This is a genomic window from Paenibacillus gyeongsangnamensis (assembly GCF_027533625.1).
Classification (GTDB): Bacteria; Bacillota; Bacilli; order Paenibacillales; family NBRC-103111; genus Paenibacillus_G; species Paenibacillus_G gyeongsangnamensis.
This window is the reverse complement of sequence record NZ_JAQAGZ010000028.1, coordinates 31,419-47,301: the sequence shown is the minus strand read 5'-3', so window position 1 is coordinate 47,301 and position 15,883 is coordinate 31,419. Positions and strand designations below refer to the sequence as shown.

Here is a 15,883-nt window from a genome sequence, read left to right as displayed (position 1 = left end):
CCATATCCGCATTGCCGAATGAATCATTTGAATTGCGGCAGCAAATCCGAATGGGCCTTTAGCATTTGATCGAGCGCGGTGAACGCCGCTTTTTTATCCGTAACGGCCGGATCCAGCTCAATCGCCAGCTTCGCCGTTTCAGTACTGCCGTTGACCGCAGCTTCCACAACCAGCTCGTGCACATCGGACACGGTTCTGCATAGCGCTGCCACGACTTCGGGCAAATCGGGGACAATCGCCGCGGCAATCTCGCCGTTCCTGACAACAGCGGGCAGCTCCACGATTCGTCCGTCCGGAAGCTGCTTCATATTCCCCTTGTTCGGCAAATTAACGATATCGAAGGCGGACGACGATCCCCTATGCAGAGTGACGGCCACGTCCACCGGATGCTCCCAGCTTCCGTGTAAGAACAAGTCTTCCCATCCCGTTTGGCCATTGGCTATATGCTTCAGTTTGAGAAGACGCTGACGCCGTTCCGCTTCATTCCCGTGAAAGGGAGGCTTGGTCCAGTAGTGGACGTCCGGTTGTACCGGCAAATATTCCGCGTGATGGTCTACGCTGCCCGCGGCTACTCCGCCGTATTCCATCAGCCAGCGGCGCATGACCGATAGTTCCTTACGGGTGCCAGCAGGCTGCCCGCTCCAGTCGCCCTCCAAAATGTACCGTTCCAGAAGAGGCCGCAAGTCCTCCCCGGTCTGTGCATCCTTGATCTCCAGGAGCCACGCGAAATGATTCAAGCCGGCCGTCACGATACGAACCTCGTTCTTCTGCCTGCCGATCAAGCGCGGCAGAAAATCATATCCGTCCGGACCGCGGTACGCGATATTGCAAAAGCCTACCGTTTTAATCGAGGAGTACCGGTGTACGGCCGTTACGTCTCTGGGCATCGGATTGGTCACATCGAGCAGAACCGCTCCGGGACAAAGCTTCTCCATATCACGGCAAATGTCCATGATGAGCGTGATCGAACGGAAGGCGTTCAGCATGCCTCCCATTCCGCCGCACTCTCTCGCTTGGTCGGGCATCCCCGCTTCCCGCAAAATGTCGTAATCCATCTGCCATCTTCCAGCCCCCTGCGGAGAGGCGGAGACGATCACATAATCCGCCCCCGGAAGCGCATGCGTTCGTTCCGTATTGCATCGAATCGTCAGCGTCACGCCGAGCTCCCTAGCGACGCGCTTTCCCGCTGCGGCCATAGCTTCCACCGCTTCCTTCTGGAGATCGACCAATACCAGCTCACATCCGGCCAGCCGGTGTTTGACAATCATGTCCTCCAAAACCGTAGGAGCGAACACGTAGCTGCCTCCGCCAATCAACACAATTTTCATCATTATCCCTCCGTTACGATGTCCCGTTTGCCCGCATGGGCTGCTTTTCCTTTAAAATGCTCCAGCTCAAAATCGGCCACGTTGCGAGTCTTGAGCGCGGAACCGAAGTAGTCCGGCGAGGCATCTCCCCTCATGACGGTACCTTTTTTTATTTCTTCGTTTCCGTAGCCAGCTTATTGTTGATCTCTTCTTCAGCCGTACGCAGAGCGGTGTTGATGTCCTCCTGTCCTTTGACGACGCTTTCCATCGCGTTTTGGATACGGTCTTTCGGGATTTTGTCGTATTTCGTAACCGCCACGGGCGTAGCCTGCTTCATGCGAAGCACCGCTTCCATGTTTTTTCCTTTCACATAGTCGACGTTTTTGCCGAATTCTTTAATAAATTTATCATCCTTAAGCGTGGATACTTTTGCATCTCCCGCCATTGTCAATTGAACCTCATCCGAGACGACTACGGAAATGACATCCATTGCCGCATCCTTCACTTTGCTCGTTCTGGTGATCGCAAGGATGTGCTCGTCGACCTGCATGCCGGTGTTCGGCGTCTCCTTGAAGGTCGGATAAGTGACGAGATCCCAGTTCAAATCCTTTACGGCGGCAAACCGGCCTAACACGTTCAGCTCAGGGCGCATAGCGAGCGTCTTGTCTTTCGCGAATTGGTCGCTCGCATTGTTAAAGTTTTGCATCTGATTGTTTCCGGGAATATCGTAAATGTTCTTGAGCGTCGTAAATACTTTTTTCCATTGCTCCGAGTTGACGGTCGTTTTCATTGTCTTCGGATCGATTAAGCCTAAAGACAGCTGGGAAGCCGGGCGCGTCACATGGTCCGGCTCGAGGCCCCGGTACTGTACTCCGTTATCGAGCCGCGTCATTTTCCTCGCAAGCTCGGTCACTTCATCCCATGTCATTCCGTCTTTCGGGAACGGCACGCCGAACTTGTTAAACAGATCCTTATTGTAATAGAGTGCGGAGAAGTGCATGGCATACGGCAGTCCGACCAAATAATCATAACCGGTTGATCCTTTAATGGCGGCTAAGGTCTCCGGCTTAAATTTGTTCAGGTCGATGTTGTGCTTCTTGATGAGAGGCTCGATATTATCGTCCAGCTCCAATGAGGTGATATCGTTGATGGTAGGATTCGCCACGATGATCAGGTCGGGTACGGTCCCGGCAGCAACAAGCGTTGTCGGCGTGACGTTCTTTCCGTCCATCGTGACGAGCTTGATCGTAATGTTGGGGAATTTCTTCTTGGTCGGATCGATAATGTACTTGTCGATTTCCTCATCCGTCAGCCAGCCTTTCGATATGGCCAATTGGACGGTTGCCGGTTCGCCTGTCTGTATTTTCTCATCAGCCGAAGGCTTCGGTTTCTCCGGAGTTCCCGTGCTCGAGCAAGCGGAAAGCGCACTGACCGATAGAGCGAATGAAACGATAACGGACATTTTTTTCAACATGGAGCACCACTCCAGTCATTTTAAAATTTAACGCCTTCATGGGTATAAGCATGGATGCTGACTTCATCCGGCCGATAGACGGCTGTCACAGCTCCGCCGGCGTCTGTGGCAAACATCACGGTACGTTCCTTCTCTAAAGTGAATTCATATCCCGTTCCGGTAACCGGATCGACCGCGTCTACGGAAACGTCAGCCGAGCACTCCGATACGAAAATGAACAGTGCTCCTTCCTTGAATTGCAGCTTCCTTCCGTAAATGCCCGGCATGTCTCCGCCCTGCTTCCAATCGAGCTCGATTTCAACTCCCGCCAGAGACATAACGTATCGATAAAGCGCATGGATCGGTTCGGAGCGCAGGTTCAGCTCAAGAGGCAGAGGGCACCATATGAACCGCCCTTTACCAATCGTGTATTCCCGGACCGCTGCATCGTCGCTAGAGCCCCTTTCCGACTCCTTGGTCAATTCTGCGATTCTTCGTCCGCCGAAGGAAACCGGGTATTTCTTGCCGTTCAGCTCCATGATTTCTTCGCGCACGATGTTGCCCAGCTTCGTATCCCCTACCAAGGACGTAAGGCGCGGGTTATAACGCCAATATTCATCGATGCTTACGGGACCGGTAACCACAAGCACGCCTCCGCGGCTTTCGATATGCGAGATCAGCTGCTGCATGGCGGCGTCTGAAACATTGTGCGCGCTTGGAACAATAATCAGCCTCGGCGCATGCTGCTGCAGCGATTGCAAGTGATACTCGCCAATTCCGCGGAACGGAACGTTCATTTCGTAATGGAGCACTCTGCACAGCCGGCTTGTGGCGTCAAAGGCAAGCTTCCGGTTCGAGAAATCGTTGGAATAAGGGAATACGACGGCAATGTCTTCAAGCTTGCGGTCTACGAACAGCTCCTGGATGCGCCCTATGAACCGGCCGAAATCGTAGGTCACGTCCGCCTCCGGCTTCTCCGTCCCATCCGCGCGCAGCGCCCCGATATTCGATTCGTTCACGTTATCCATGTAGAAGTTCGTGTTCCAAATCCATTGAACCGCTCCGGCTCCCCCGGTTGAGAACGCATAGGCATATTTGCGCTCCAAAATATTGCGCAGCTCTTCTTCAGACCTCTTCGCCCTTCCATCCGGCGTCTCCACATACATGATGCCGGTTTCCTGCACGAGATTCGGCTTCATCGTATCCTTGGCGAATACGCCGTCCCATACGAGCTCATCCATCTTCCACCAGGAATGCACGGTCGTGTAATCTACGGCTTCGGCGTAGAAAAACGGCGACGGCCGCTGTCCCGCCAGCCCCTCGTCCTGGCCTACGGTTACGAGCTGGCTCGGATTGATCGATTTGATAACGGACGCAAGCTCACGCGCCCAGCGGTTGTGCATCTCCATAGTGAAAAGCGTATAGTCCAGCCACCGGACGCCTTTCTTGGCCTTGGACATATCTTGAACGTCAAAGTTGATATCCCCCGGCTCGGGCGGCCTGACGGCCGAGAAGTCGGGGAGCTGAGCCGGCGTCATATTCCACCGCTCCTGCAGCGTTCGGATGGAGCCGTGCCTTTCTTTCACCCACTCGATGAAGGCCTGGATTTCGAAAGAATCCTTTGCGGAGCGCGGCCCCTGGAAAGGACGCTTCGGATCGAACATCGACGGTTCGTTGATCAGATCCCACTGGACATTGGCCGTCCGGGCATGCCGTGCAACGACAGCCGCGATGAGCCTTTTCTGTGCTTCCACGCTTCTCGGGTCCAGATACGGATTGTCGCCTTCCCACGCTTCGGGCGTAAAAGCAAAGAAATTAAACGTGACTTCCATGTCGTGCCGCCGGGCCGTTAATACGAAAGCGTCGATCGCCCGCAGCACCTCTTCCGACGGGTGGCCGTCCACGAACATAATCTGACGCCAGGTCGACCAAATCCCCGTTCGAATCAGGTTGACGCCGGCCCGCTTCATTTGCGCCATGTCCCGGTCCCAAACCGATGGATTGGGCAGGAACAAATATTTTCGGGCTACATCCGACGTCATATAGGTCATACCGACGATTGGGAGCGGTTTCCCATCTTTCCAAAAATAATCCCGGTCGCACGAGAGAGGCATCCCTTGCTGCAGCAACTCTGCATCAAAGCCCCAAAAGGCTTGCCGCAGAATGCGTACTTCCCCCGTATCGGATAGCGCTTTACACGTCACCGAATAAAATCCGGGCTCGACCGTAAGCGGAACGCGCCACTTCGCGAACGCCAGATTCGGACCCGCTTCCAGCTCCAACCGTTCCTCCCACTGGTATGTATGCACATTCAAATGCGATTGCTTGATGACTTCGAGCATCAGCGTCCACGAGGACGAATTCGCTTGCCCGATCGCTTGCGCCTGTATGGTAAGAACAGGGCTTTCCCCCGGTTCATAGCATCCGTAATTGGGCTTCAACCACATTTCGGTTACCCCGCGGGAGCAATATTCCGCCCATTCCTTGACCGCTCCGGCGCCTCCGTTAGACCAGAACGTTTCCCCGACCGCTTGATTGATCAGCATCCAGCGCCCGCCCGCGAATGAGCCTTTCGTATGCTCCATCAACACTGCGGGAGCCGCCGACTCTCTTCCGTCAGCCATCATCCCTTTGAGCAGCGGGTAGATATGCGTGTCCATCGGACCGCTGGAGCCGATATGATGCGGATGATCGCTTGCTTTGGTTACGTGAAGAATAAGCCCGTACGTCGGCTTGATTTCAAACAAAGCTTCCTTTCCTTGCAATATCGGAATATCCGCATTGGCAGCGAACGACTCGATTCGGCCGCTGTTAACCTCCAGCGCTTCGTGAATGCCCAATTGGCCGTGGTAGGCGGTTTGTTCATGCTCCGTAAGCCAAGTTCCGTCCTCCTCGTACACCGGAAACTTGAAGGGGGCTCCTCCGAGGTGCACCAATCCGCCGCCCTTGCTCAAGAAAGCCAGTATATCCTTCCATACGTTCTTTGGAAAATAAGGGCCGTGGAGATTGACGAAGCAGCTGTACTTTTGGCCGTTCAGCTCCTTGCCTAATTGTTTGGCATCCGCAATGACCACATGTTCACTGAAGTCATGGAGCGATGCCTGGTCCGGGCGCACACCCGGGTACGGAAAAGATTCATCATAAAAAACAATCGTTTTACTCAATATAGCACTCCCCGTTCCAGTTCGTTAGTTTTGTTAGGAATATTATTCTACACAATAAAAAATTAAGCCATTTTCCACCAAACGTCAATACGGATTTTCGCTTGCAGGCAGTTGACTTTTTCAGTCCTATCCCTAATACTTGACTTTGTTGCAATCCGGAATTTTATAGACAGATGGTGAAGGCATGTCAAAAAAAATATCGATGCAGCTTATTGCCGACCGATTGGGAATTTCCAAATACTCCGTGTCTCAAGCCTTGTCCGGAAAGCAAGGCGTCAGTGAAGAAACCCGGGCCAAAGTATTGGAGATGGCAAAGGCGATGGGATATCGAATCAACAGCAAAAAACACAAACCACAAACAGAGACTAACAAAACACCTAACAAAGTTAATCCATTTATTTTCGTTTGGATCCATTCCTCGAAGCTCGACGAGCCTTATTTTTGGAACCAGGTGCTGGCTGGAATCGTCAACGGATGCGGCGCCTTGGGCTGGAACCATTTGATTATCTCCAATTCCGGCGAAGATCCGGAGTTTGCCTTTCCCTCCTATGCGGACCGCGCATCGTGTCTCGGGATGATTGTCATCGGCAGTCTGCCGGTTTCTTTTTTACTGTCGATCAAAAAAATGGAGCTCCCCGTCGTGCTGGCTGATCATGAAGAGCCGCTATCCGACTTGGATTGCGTTGTCTTTTCCAATTTTGACGCGGCTAAATCGATGTGCAGACGTTTAATCGCGGAGGGAAGCAAATCGATTATCTTCGTCGGCTCCGACGATTATGCCGTCAGCTTTAAGGAGAGATGGTGGGGCTGCCGAATTGCAGTGGATGAAGAGAATCGGACGGGGCCGCATGCGGTAGCGCTCGATAAGTGGGATTTGCCTTATGAAGGGGGATGGATCCCCATGCTGAAGAGTAAAATCTCGTCGCTCGCCCCCGGCTCGATTCCCGATAGCTACATTTGCGCGAATGATCAAATTGCGGTTGAATTGTTGAATCAGCTCAAACAAGCCGGGTTTTCGATACCGGAACAAAGCAAGGTCGTCGGATTCGACAACATCGACAGAGCCGCTTACTCGGAACCGTCGTTAACGACCGTGGAGCTGGGCAAGGAAGTGCTCGGCTACCGTGCGGTAGATGCGCTGCAGCACAGATTGTCCAAGCCTGGAATGCCGCCGGAAAAAATCGTCTTGTCGTTCCGGCTCATCTCGCGGCAATCGGGGTAGCGTTAAACGCCATCTTCACTTTCAACCGCATAAGGAAGAGTAATTGTTTACATTGGAGAATGATTCATATGGACTTAGTAACTGTCTTTTCTTTTTTGGGAGTGGCCTTACTGCTTACATTGATGCCTGGTCCAGACAATTTGTTTGTTCTTGCTCAGAGCATATCAAAAGGTAAAAAAGCAGGCATCGTAACGGCTTTTGGGCTTTGTTCGGGCCTAATCGTACATATTACAGCTGCAACACTTGGAATTTCAGCGGTCATTTATCAATCGGCATTGGCCTTTGCTATAGTAAAGTATTTAGGCGCAGCCTATTTGTTATTTTTAGCATGGAAGTCATTTCGTGAGAAAGAATCTGATCTTACTATCAATAATATGAGTTCATTAAACCTCAAATCATTGTACAAAAAAGGGATCTTAATGAACGTCCTTAATCCAAAAGTATCCTTATTTTTTCTGGCATTATTGCCTCAATTTGTTGATCATTCAACGGGCAAAGTAACCCTGCAAATGCTTATATTGGGAATTATCTTTTTGCTGCAGGCAATACTCATTTTTATTATCATTAGTGTTTTTTCAGAAAAAGTGGGTTGTTTTTTACGGAAAAATTCGTCAATATCAAATAAAATAAACATGATTCAAGGCTCGTTGTTTGGGCTAATAGGGTTAAAAATTGCCTTTAGTGAGAAGTAAAGTCGCACTGTCCGAATTTTCATCCAGGATAAACGGCTACGCCGTCCTTGTCTTATAAGGACTAGCGCGTTTACCAAGGTTGATGCGAAGCTATAAGCTACGAAAACTTATAAATTCTTATCAACTAAACAAAATGGCCCGCCAGAGGGGCACCTTGATATCAAAGTGTTCCTCTGGCGGGCCATTGTTCAATCAACTTTAGAGTGATTTTATGATATTTGTTGCTTTTTCAATTAGCTCGTCATCAAAAGGCCGGTCCAAACTAGTAATATTCGCTTTCAAATGATTCAGGTTTTTGGTCCCCACCAGAACAGAGCTGATCCCTTCGTTTCGATAGAGAAATTGCAGCGCTAAAACGGTCAATGCATCTGCATCATCATTGACCAAATGAAGCAGCTTTCCGATGGTTTCCTTCCCCTGAAATTCTCCGCTCATCAGAAATTTCACTCGGGGAGTTAATCTTCCATAGGCTAATCCTCCGCGGATAAATACACCCATCCCTCTCTCTTTAGCGAGTCGGATATTTTCACTATTTTTTTGATTGAGAAGGCTGTAGTCCATTTGCATCACATCGAAATCATCGCTAAGGATGCAGCGTTTAGCCAACTCGCCGTCGATGGAGGCACCGAGGAAGCGTATCTTGCCTTCCTTTTTTGCGTCTTTCATAGCAGCAACCGTTTCCCCGTCATCTAAAACTTTCTGCGGGTCCGGCCCAAAATGAATCTGCATCACATCAATATGATCGGTGTTCAACAACATTAAACTGCGGTCAATGGACTCTTTAATCGCTTTATAGGAAAAATCGTAGTACGTTTTGGGTTCATTGTTGTGCTCACCGCATTTCGATGCCAAGACATACTTATCGCGTGTCCGGAAATAAATTTTCCGATTCGTTCTTCGCTGCGGTGGTACGCGCTAGCCGTATCAATCAGATTTATTCCGAGATCCAGGACAGCGTTTAAAACTTGACCCGCTTCTTCCTCAGACGGCCGCCTCTTTTCCTCTTCCGTACCGATACCCCAGTCACGGCCGATTTCCAAAGCGCCGAAACCAATAAACGTCACTTCTTGATTCATTCTTTCAATTCTTCTCTTCTGCAAGCTTCTAGACATGGTTTATTCTCCTTATAAAGCAATATATTTTATTATATATTCGAAATGCTCTAGATAATAGCTTTAATCTATTTATTTTTAGCTGTATCGATCGCTTTGTTGGCCGCTTCCTCGGTTTCCCTCAAGACGGTGTTAACGTCCTTACTCGTTGTGGCCAAATCCTTCAAGGTTTGATTTAGCTTCGATGTTACGATCGGATCGTAGAGCGTCGGAATATGAGGGAGGCCCGGTTTCGATTTAAATATGGCGCCAATATTTTTATCTTTGAACGATTCGTGATTAGCCGCAAATAATTTCTGCAATTCGGGCTTGTTCAGAACGCTCATTTTTCCCTGTTTCGTCATATCCGTCTGCACTTCTTCGGATGTCGTAACCAACTGCATGACCTTGAATGCCCAGTCCTTTTGCTTGCTTACCTTGGACAGCATGACCACGTGCTCATCGAACTCTCTTCCTGTACCTACCGCTTCTTTGAAGTTCGGAAGCTGCGCCAAATCCCACTTGAAATCTTTGATCGTATTGGCCTGGCTGACCACCGTATCAAGCCAAGGTGCGAGCATGGCTACATTCCTATCCTTGAAGAAGCCGTTCACTCCGTATTGATACTTATTGTTAGTGGAATCGATGTAACCGGGAATATCAAAAAGTTGTTTATACATTCCCAGAACCTTAGCCCAGCCTTCATTGTTAATGCTGGATTTATTCGTTTTCGGGTCGACATAAGGCAGCTGCAATCCTGAACCTACTTTATCCACTGTATACGGATCCAGACCGATATATTGTACGCCGTCCATATTCCGTGTCAGTTTCTTGGAAAGCTCAATCGTTTCTTCCCAACTCATGCCATCTTTCGGATAAGGGACACCGAACTTGTCGAAAATGTCCTTATTGTAAATCAAGGTGCCAAAGTTTTGCGAGAATGGAAGGGCATTCAGTTCTCCGTTCTTGCCGTTCTGTTTTATCGTTTCGATTGCTCTGGGTACGAATTGATTAAGATCCAGATTATTTTTCTTGACCATTTCGGTTAAATCATCCGCAAGTCCCAACGTGATAAAGCTGGGTATCCCCGGATTACTGCCGTAAATGATGTCCGGAAATGAATTGCTAGCGAGAAGCTCCTCCTCCGAATTCCCTTTATCTCCGCCTCTCACGATTTCCAAGGTGACGTTGGGATATTTCTTCTTCACAGGTTCAACGAAATATCTTTGAAATTCTTGATCCGAAATGCCGGCTATTTTTTGATACACTCTAATCTTTACCGGCTCGCTGCTTCCGGCCGCTTCCGGTTTTTTCTCTTCCTGCTTTCCGCAGGCAGCAGCGGTTAAGACGATAAGGGACATGGCAACCATAGTTTTCGTTAATTTTAACACATAACTTCCCCCAATCCATAATTTGATTTCCTTCTTGCTTGAACTAACGACTAACCGCTTATTTTATGTAAGATTGCCATTGTTGAATCGAAACGAAGCTTTTTCTCTCGAAGCAAATCTAACAACGGCTTATGATAGCGCTATCATAAAACAACTTAAATGGCACTCCTGCCATGTGCGAATCGTTTCGATTTTATATTGAATGGGGCAATGAAAAATTCCTTATCGTTGGTCCCCAAAGGTCCGGCAAGATTCGCGTTCAATCAGCTCGGTCGGCAGGTTGTAATCTTGAGTTACGATGCCTCCTCCCAGAGCCTGAAACATAAGGTGAGCCGCCAATGTACCCATTTCATATTTAGGCTGGCGGATGGTCGTTAGAGGCGGATTCGTAAACTCAGCCAACTCGATATCATCGAATCCAATGATGGAAATATCATCCGGAACTTTTATCCCGCTTTCTTCGAATGCTTTCAACCCGCCAACCGCCATTTCATCGTTACCGTAAAAGACCGCCGTCGGCAAATTTCCCTGTAGAATAAGCGTCTTCGTTGCTTTATACCCGCTTGTACGCGTAAATTTACCCGGCAGAACCCATTTGGGCTGCTCCTTTAATCCATTCGCTTTCAAACTCTCTTTATACCCGATATAACGATGATTACTGGCTTGTGAATTTGCCGGCCCGCTGATGAAGGCAATCTCCTTGTGGCCCGCTTGAATTAAATAATCAGTAGCCGTCTTGGCGCCTAGAACGTCATCGATCGTAACGTTAAAGATGAAATCCCCTCTCAAATGTCTGTTTAACAAGATAATGGGGAAACCTTCCCTGGTCGATTCCAATAATAGTTCATCGCTAATATTATAGGCCATAACAATGACACCGTCAGCCCGCTTCTCCTTTAAAAACCTGATTGCCGTAGAATCGGCATCGCCATGTGAACTGCAGGCAATTAAACTGTACCGGTTGGCCGAAGTAATGTCTTGAACGCCTTTCAACAATTCGGAGAAATAAGGACCTGAAAAGCCCTCCAGAATAACAGCGATCGTCTGGGTGCTGCTCCTTTTTAAATCCATGGCAAATCCGTTCTTCTGATAGTTTAATCGTTTTGCCGCTTCCAACACTTTCAAGCGGGTGGATGACTTCACCTTGTTATCGCCATTTAATGCGCAGGAAGCGGTTGAAACGGCCACACCCGCTAATTTTGCCACATCTTTGATGGTTGCCATCGTATCCTCCCTAAAATCGAAACGTTTCGATTTTACTAAAATTTTAAGCCCGTAAAACTAATTAGTCAATATGAATTTTTGCTTGTTGCTCAAACGTTGTAGGGTTTTGAATGACCGTGCTGCTTTGCTTGCCGATCGCATTCAGGATGGCATCGCCCGGCAGCTCCACGTTAACCGCGGAGTCGCTTCCCTTCACTTCGATTCGGACAATTTATTTGTACAATTTTTATCGCTTGTCCATTTTAAATGTGTACAGGAGCATGAGCGGATCGGACGCTGTCCGCCTGGATCGGCGTCCGCCGCCTTATCGGCTTCTCCTTCATCAGAGACGGTTTTCCGCGCCTGTAAAAACCGTCTGCCGCGATGCTCCGTTTACAATCTTTACGCCTCTGATCGTGGAACCCAGCTGTATACGTAATCCTTATCCTCCATTCCCTGAGCTTGCGACACGACTTGCAGTGGACGGAATGTATCGATCATAACGGCCAATTCATTCGTTTCCTTTTTGCCGATGCTCTCTTCCGCTTTGCCGGGATGCGGGCCGTGCGGGATGCCCGAGGGGTGCAGCGTTATCGAGCCTTCTTCAATCCCTTTGCGGCTGCCGAAATTCCCTCTAACGTAGTACAACACTTCATCGCTGTCGACATTGCTGTGAAAATACGGCGCGGGGATGGACTGCGGGTGATAATCGTATAGCCTGGGGCAGAACGAACAGATGACAAAATGGTTTCCTTCAAAGGTCTGATGAATCGGCGGCGGCATATGGATGCGTCCCGTAATAGGCTCGAAATCATGAATATTCAAAATCCACGGATACAAATAACCGTCCCAACCCACCACATCCAGCGGATGATGGGCAAGGACATGGGAATGAAGATATCCGCCTTTTTTGGTGCGGACCTCAAACTCGCCTTTCTCCGTAATCGTTTCCAAGTTGTCCGGAACGCGGATATCCCGTTCGCAGTACGGGCTATGTTCCAACAACTGGCCATGCTCGTTGCGGTAACGCTTCGGTGTTGTAATCCAGCTGTTCGTTTCCACTACGAGAAACTTGGATTTGCCGGGATCCGGCAATACCCGATAAATCGTACCGATCGGCAGCAGGATATAATCGCCGGGACGATAAAATAAGGTGCCGTACATCGTTTCCACTTTGCCGGACCCATCATGAACGAACATCAGTTCGTCACCGTCTCCGTTACGATAATAGTAGTCCATCGCTTCCGTCGGATTCACGATACCGATCAACACATCGTCGTTGCCGAGAATATATTGCCTGCCGGCGACGGCATCGCCCGTTTGACTGAATCCGTTGGTGCGGAAATGCCGGTGCCGGAGCGCTCCTTGCTCTTCATACTGAGGTCTGCACGCAGACAACAATTGCACTTTCACTAACTCGGCAGGCGCATGGTGATGGTATAGAATCGATTGAATTCCCGAAAAGCCCTTCGTCCCCATCACCTGTTCACGGTACAACGAGGCGTCCGGCCGACGAAATTGCGTATGTCTCTTCGGCGGGACTGCCCCCATGCGATGATAAAATGGCATATTCGCTCCCCCTCTCGCTCACATTACCTTATTCTTCAACACGCCCAAACCGGTGATCTCCAGCTCCACCACATCACCCGGCTCGAGCCACCGGTGTACCTCCGTTCCCAACTCGAGAAGGCATCCCGTACCTACCGTTCCCGACCCGATCACATCTCCCGGAACCAATACGGCATCTTCCGAGGCACGCTCGATGATCTGCCCGAACGTATAATAAATATCCCGAAAGTTTCCACGCGATAGTAACCGCCCGTTCACCTTCGCCGTCATCTCCAGATTGTAACGATCCCCTGTACGGTATGGCGCGAGCTCATCCTTCGTAACCAGATACGGACCGAGTGAGGTGGCAAAATCTTTGCCTTTGGCGGGGCCTAATCCGACCTTCGCCTCTTGCCGCTGAATATCGCGGGCGCTCCAATCATTCATGATACAGAATCCGAGTATATAATCGTCCGCCTCGGCAGCCTGAATATTACGCCCCTGCTTGCCAATGACACAGGCGATTTCCAGTTCGAAATCCAGCCATTCACATTTCCTGGGCCGTAGGACCGGTTCATCCGGTCCCGTAATGCACCTGTGATTGGAGAAATAAAATACCGGTATTTCATACCATTCCGGTACCATCTCCAATCCTCGTCTCGCTCTTGCCGTTCTCACATGTTCCTCAAAAGCGTAAAAATCGCGTACGCTAGACGGCTTCGGAAGCGGGGCACACAAAGAAATGCCGCTTAGCGGGAACGCTTTTCGGGGCTGCTCTACAGAAAGCTCCGCAGCATTCAGCTGAAATTGCTGCTGCAATCGGCTTGCGATCGGCAAATACTTTGCTGAATCCTCCACAAAATCCGACATATCATTCGGCAGCGCTCCAGCGCCGGCGAGCTGCATGTCGATCACCATGCCGTCCTGCACCCAGCCAGCCCGCTGCTCGCTTTTTTCATTGAGGTACGTAACCAATTTCATGCGTGTCATCTCACTTTCCCTGCTGCTTCTTCCGTTCCAGCTCAAACGTATCCGAAACAGCCCGCGTATACGTTTGCCCTGCCATCCGGCCGATCGGCCGCAGCTTTTCGCTGTTGATTTTGCCGTTTTCGAAAAGTTCATCCTGAACGTGCACGCAAACGACCCGGCCAATCACCAAACTGCCTGAGCCCGGATGCTCGCCCAGCGTAACGATTTGATGCAGCGTACACTCCAGGTGTACATCGCATTCTTTAACACGAGGCGGTTTGACACAGTCGCTCGGGATTTTGGAAAGCCCAGTTTGGATGAATTCGTCCACCTCGGGCGGATATTCCATCGCGCAATCGTTCATTTGGGCGGCGATCTGCTCCCCAACAATGTTGATGACAAACTGCCCGGTCGTCTCGATATTGGCGAGCGTATCCTTCTTTTTCCCATCCGTCCCTCTGAACATCGGAGCAAAACAAACCATCATCGGATTCGCGCAGATACCGGTAAAAAAGCTGAACGGGGCCAAATTGCAGCGCCCGTATTGGTCTACAGTGGAGACAAAAGCGATGGGCCGAGGCAGAACGGAGCCGATTAGCAATTTGTAGGCCTCTTTCCAATCCAAAGTGCCGGGATCTACTTTCATCTTCCCCACTCCTTTATGCGCATTTACAAATTGCCTCTGCGGGCCTGTTCCCGCTCAATCGATTCGAACAGCGCTTTAAAGTTCCCCTCCCCGAATCCGGCCGCTCCTTTCCGCTGAATAATTTCAATGAACAAGGTCGGACGGTCCACGATAGGCTTCGTGAAAATTTGCAGCAAATAGCCTTCGTCATCCCGGTCTACCAAAATGTTCAGCTCCCGAAGCTTGGCAATCTCTTCATCAATTGCGCCTACCCGGTTAGGCAGCATTTCATAATAGCTGTCCGGCGTGGCCAAGAAATCAATGCCGTTATGCTGCAGGGCGGATACCGTAGAAATAATGTCATTCGTCAACAGCGCGATGTGCTGTACACCGGCACCATGATAATAGTCCAGGTATTCCTGAATCTGCGATTTGCGCTTTCCGTTTGCCGGTTCATTAATCGGAAATTTGATGCGCCCGCCGTTAAACATGACCTTCGACATCAGCGCCGAATACTCCGTCGAGATATCTTTATCATCAAAATGAATCATTTGTTTAAAGCCCATGACCTTCTCGTAATAACGCACCCACTCCTCCATACGTTCCACGTTGCCGACGACATGATCGAATCCGATTAAACCGGCCGGTTGATGGGGAATGGCCAGTTCACAAGGCTCATACTTCGGCAAAAACAGTCCTTTATATCCGCTGCGGTCGATTAACGTATGGACCGTATCTCCATAAGTTCCGATAACAGCCATTTTTACCGTTCCATAGGCATCGGTATATTCCCAAGGTTCCATCACAGGGATCCCGCCGCGGGACACCGCCTCCCGGTAAGCCTTCTCCACATCGTCGATCCGCATGGCGATGTCCTTCACTCCATCGCTATGCTTCTTGACGAACTCAGCGATAGGATGATCCGGCGAAAGCGAGCTAGTGACGACAAATCGGGCATTATTTTGTTCAAGCACATACGAAACCTTGCTTGTTTCCCCGGTTTCCAAACCCGCATAGGCCGCCGCGCGGAAACCGAACCCTTTGCTGAAAAAATGCGCGGCTTGTTTCGCGTTCCCGACATAAAATTCTATATAATCGATTTCTCGTACTGGAAAAAAATCAGAAGAATCCCGACCGATCCGTCTTTGTTTTTTCATGCAATCTCATCCTTTTTTACCACCATCATATTCAGTGTTCGCGGAAAATGTTGACGCTTCT

11 protein-coding genes and 2 pseudogenes are annotated in these 15,883 nt (G+C 49.9%); 2 read left to right on the top strand and 11 right to left on the bottom strand.

Translation table 11 applies throughout. From position 1 onward, the window contains the following. Positions 1-23 precede the first annotated feature (23 nt). Genes O9H85_RS31955 through O9H85_RS31940 form a run of 4 tightly spaced genes read right to left on the bottom strand, consistent with a single transcriptional unit; the run spans position 24 to position 5,927 of the window. Positions 24-1,328, bottom strand: a complete 1,305-nt coding sequence (locus O9H85_RS31955) for a family 4 glycosyl hydrolase (protein ID WP_269885425.1) — start codon at positions 1,326-1,328, stop codon at positions 24-26. 2 nt (positions 1,329-1,330) lie between these two features. Continuing rightward, positions 1,331-1,462 (bottom strand): hypothetical protein, encoded by a 132-nt coding sequence (locus tag O9H85_RS31950; RefSeq protein WP_269885424.1) that lies wholly within the window; start codon positions 1,460-1,462, stop codon positions 1,331-1,333. Between the two features lie 14 nt (positions 1,463-1,476). Next, positions 1,477-2,781: an ABC transporter substrate-binding protein gene (locus O9H85_RS31945; protein ID WP_269885423.1), complete on the bottom strand. Its 1,305-nt coding sequence runs from the start codon at positions 2,779-2,781 to the stop codon at positions 1,477-1,479. A 20-nt stretch (positions 2,782-2,801) separates the two neighbouring features. After that, positions 2,802-5,927, bottom strand: a complete 3,126-nt coding sequence (locus O9H85_RS31940) for a beta-galactosidase (RefSeq protein WP_409348234.1) — start codon at positions 5,925-5,927, stop codon at positions 2,802-2,804. A gap of 181 nt (positions 5,928-6,108) precedes the next feature. On the opposite strand from O9H85_RS31940, the gene O9H85_RS31935 reads away from it, so the two are divergent. Both O9H85_RS31935 and O9H85_RS31930 read left to right on the top strand, forming a co-directional pair. Further along, positions 6,109-7,146, top strand: coding sequence for a LacI family DNA-binding transcriptional regulator (locus O9H85_RS31935; protein ID WP_269885421.1), 1,038 nt, complete (start codon positions 6,109-6,111; stop codon positions 7,144-7,146). Between the two features lie 68 nt (positions 7,147-7,214). Continuing rightward, entirely contained in the window at positions 7,215-7,838 is a 624-nt protein-coding gene (locus O9H85_RS31930) for a LysE family translocator (RefSeq protein WP_269885420.1), read from the top strand. Positions 7,839-8,036: 198 nt separating this feature from the next. On the opposite strand, the pseudogene O9H85_RS31925 reads toward O9H85_RS31930, so the two are convergent. From O9H85_RS31925 to hppD, 7 genes and pseudogenes are all read right to left on the bottom strand, one after another. After that, positions 8,037-8,914: pseudogene (locus O9H85_RS31925) on the bottom strand (aldo/keto reductase). Between the two features lie 104 nt (positions 8,915-9,018). Then, positions 9,019-10,320 (bottom strand): ABC transporter substrate-binding protein, encoded by a 1,302-nt coding sequence (locus tag O9H85_RS31920; protein WP_269885419.1) that lies wholly within the window; start codon positions 10,318-10,320, stop codon positions 9,019-9,021. Positions 10,321-10,542: 222 nt separating this feature from the next. Next, positions 10,543-11,544 (bottom strand): LacI family DNA-binding transcriptional regulator, encoded by a 1,002-nt coding sequence (locus O9H85_RS31915; protein ID WP_269885418.1) that lies wholly within the window; start codon positions 11,542-11,544, stop codon positions 10,543-10,545. 381 nt (positions 11,545-11,925) lie between these two features. Beyond that, positions 11,926-13,092, bottom strand: a complete 1,167-nt coding sequence (locus O9H85_RS31910; RefSeq protein ID WP_269885417.1) for a homogentisate 1,2-dioxygenase — start codon at positions 13,090-13,092, stop codon at positions 11,926-11,928. Next, positions 13,010-14,052, bottom strand: a pseudogene (locus O9H85_RS31905) (fumarylacetoacetate hydrolase family protein). Before O9H85_RS31905 ends, O9H85_RS31910 begins: the two are co-directional and overlap by 83 nt. A gap of 10 nt (positions 14,053-14,062) precedes the next feature. After that, positions 14,063-14,686, bottom strand: coding sequence for a flavin reductase family protein (locus O9H85_RS31900; protein ID WP_269885416.1), 624 nt, complete (start codon positions 14,684-14,686; stop codon positions 14,063-14,065). 23 nt (positions 14,687-14,709) lie between these two features. Then, positions 14,710-15,822, bottom strand: coding sequence for a 4-hydroxyphenylpyruvate dioxygenase (gene hppD, locus O9H85_RS31895; RefSeq protein WP_269885415.1), 1,113 nt, complete (start codon positions 15,820-15,822; stop codon positions 14,710-14,712). Positions 15,823-15,883: the final 61 nt, after the last annotated feature.